The sequence below is a fragment of the Natrinema soli genome (genome assembly GCF_028618695.1).
The window spans coordinates 1-3,038 of the sequence record NZ_JAQIVI010000457.1; the positions used below are offsets into that span (position 1 = coordinate 1).

The 3,038-nt window shown below is 66.3% G+C and carries 1 protein-coding gene and 1 pseudogene; both read left to right on the top strand.

The genetic code is table 11. The features are described 5' to 3' along the window. A partial coding sequence (locus tag PGX04_RS23970; protein WP_273740806.1) for an AAA domain-containing protein occupies positions 1–2,681 on the top strand: 2,681 nt, incomplete at its 5' end. A 125-nt stretch (positions 2,682–2,806) separates the two neighbouring features. Further along, positions 2,807–3,038, top strand: a pseudogene (locus tag PGX04_RS23975) (phosphatase PAP2 family protein); the annotation flags it as partial.

The window sequence follows — 3,038 nt, forward strand, 5'->3', positions numbered from 1 at the left end:
GCGAACTCGCGGAGGTGCCGCTCCGGCCGGCCGAGGACGCGTCGAACGGCGACGCGACCGACGACGAGACGCCACCCCCTCGAGGCGACGGTGGAACGGTGACCGTCGCGGACGGTCGCGAAACCACGACGGTCACCCTCTGGAACAAGTGGACCGAGTCGGCCGAACTGCTCGAGCCGGGGATGGAGCTGGTCGTAACGAACGCGAAAGAAGAGGAATACGAGGGCGAGACGCGGTACGCGACGACGGGCGATTCCTACGTCGTCGTCGAGCCATCCTTCCTCGTCAGCGTGACGTCGATCCGCAACTGGGTCCAGTGCCCCCGTCTCTATTACCTGAACAAGCTCTCCGGAGTGCCGCTGAACTATCCCGTCGTGAAGGGGACGCTCGTCCACGAAGTCTTCGGCGACCTGCTCCGCGGGCGCGACCTCGAGGAGTCGATCGAGGCCCGCGTCGAGGAACGGGGGCTCCAGCTGGGGCTGCTCGGTGAAACGCCCGAGGCCGTCACCGAGGAGATCCGAGAGAACGCGAACGCGATCGAGGGCTGGCTCGAACAGGGCCGCTTAACGGCGGAAGACAGTTGGCGATCGGAACAGCTGCTCATCAGCGAGACGTTCGGCATCCGTGGCCGAGCCGACGCCGTCCGCCGCGGGGCACCAGTCGAACTGAAGACCGGGAAGAACCTCAAGAAGGAGCCGCGGTTCAAGGACAAGGTGCAGGCCGCCTGCTACGCGCTCTTGCTCGAGGAACACGGCGGCGATGTCGACATCGGAACGCTGCTTTACACGAAGAACTCGGCGCTGGATCGCAACGAGGAGACCGGCGATCTCACGCCCGCAAAGGAGTTCACGATGGGAAGCGGCCTGCTGAAATACGTCGTTCGTCTCCGTAACGAGATCGCAGCGAAGGAAGTGTCCGGCGATATTCCGACCGGCTACGAGGCCGACGCGAAGTGCGAGTACTGCTTCGAGCAGGACACCTGCATGGTCGTCTCGGGCCGCCTCGATCAGGAATCCAAGGCCGGCCAGATCGGCCAGTCGCTGCCGGACGAGGAACTCGAGTACTTCGACCGATTCTACCGCGCGATCGAGGAAGAGCGCCGGGAAGTCCACCGCGAGTACGCCAAGCTCTGGGAACAGACCGCCGAGGAGCGGGCCGACGACGACCGCGCGCTGATTACTCTCGAGTTCGTCGAGAAGCGGCCGCTCGAGGAAGGTCGCTGGGAGCTGCGGGCCGAGCGGACCGGCGGCGCGACCTCGAAGCTCCGCGAGGGCGATCTGGTGCTCGCGAGCGACGGCCACCCGGTTCGCGGCGATTCGGAGTTAGCCTGGATCAAACGACTGGACGAGGAGATCGTACTCACGGCCGACGAACCGGTCGAGGTGACGCGGCTGGACGTCTACCCCTCCGAACTGACGACCGATCGGCTGCTCGTCGCGATGCACGACGCGCTCCTCAAGGGCGACGAGCGGCGCAAGGACATCCTATTCGGACGTGCAAACCCCGAATTCGAAGCAATCGATGAGACGTTCATCGACAACAACGAGCGACAGAACGAGGCCGTGACGAAGGCGGTCGGCGCGACGGACTGCGCGCTGATCCACGGCCCGCCGGGGACCGGGAAGACCTACACCATCGCCCGGGCCATCCGAGCGATGGTCGAGCGCGGCGAGCGCGTCCTGCTGTCGGCCTTTACGAACCGGGCGGTGGACAACGCGCTCGAGGCCCTGCTCGAGCAACTCGAGGACGTGATCGACGAAGAGAGGGTCGTTCGCGTGGGTTCGGAGAGCGGGATCCGCGATGACATGGAACCGTACCGCCTCGAGCGCTCGGGGGAGCCCGAGGACCGCGTCGCGAAGCTGCAGAACGCGCAGGTGGTCGCGGCGACGACGTCGACCTGCGGCTCGCGGATCATGAAAGAGCAGGCCTTCGACGTCGCGCTGGTCGACGAGGCCGCACAGCTCACCGAACCCGGAACCTGCGCGGCGATCAATCTGGCCGAGCGGTTCGTACTGGTCGGTGACCACGAGCAGCTTCCCCCGGTCGTTCGAGCCGAAAACGACCTCACCGAGTCGCTGTTCGAGCGACTGGTCGAACTCCATCCCGAGGCAGGCGTCATGTTGACGCACCAGTATCGGATGAACCAGCGCATTCAAGTCTTCGCCTCGAACGAGTTCTACGACGGTCGGCTCCGGCCCGCCACGCCCGAGGTCGCGGGACGGAATCTGGACGATCTCGAGGGCGTGTCCCGCGACGCGCTGCCCGAGACGCTTCGGGATCCGGTCTCGTTCGTCGACGTCGAGGGCGACCGGAGTCAGTACACCGACAGCGAGGAGGCCGCGCGGATCGCGGACCTGATCGAGACCTACGAACAAGCTGGCCTCGAGCGCACGGACATCGGCGTCATCGCGCCCTTCCGCGCGCAGGTTTCGGAGATTTCCAAGCACGTCCCCGAGGACGTGGCCGTCGACACCGTCGACCGCTTCCAGGGCTCGAGCCAGGAGGTCATCATCGTCTCCTTCACCGCGACCGGCTCGCTCGAGGGACCGATCTTCGAGGACTACCGCCGGATCAACGTCGCGCTGACCCGGCCGAAGCGCGCGCTGGTACTGGTCGGCGACTCGAGCGCGCTCGCGTCCGATCCCGTTTACGAGCGGATGCTCGAGTGGGCACGGCGGTGAGCTAACGGTGTGCCGTCGAGCAGTGAGACGGCGGTAAGCCGTCGCGACGCGGGACGGCAGGTCCTGACCCGGCCCGAACTGCGACTCCCTACACTTATCTTCCGTTGAGCGTAACGACCGGTGACATGCGACTCGAGGAGCAAAGCGCGGCCGTCCGGGACGCCGTCCCCGTCGAATACGCGGAGTTCGTCGCGGTCGTCACCGAACTCGGCGGAACCACGGTACTCATGTTCCTACTCGCCGTGCTGTTCTGGTGCGCGGATCGCCGCCGAAGCGCGCTCGTGATCAGTTACGCGGTCGCCGGGCTGGCGCTCGTGCTCTCGCTCAAGGCCGTCTTCGCGCTCCCGCGACCGCCGG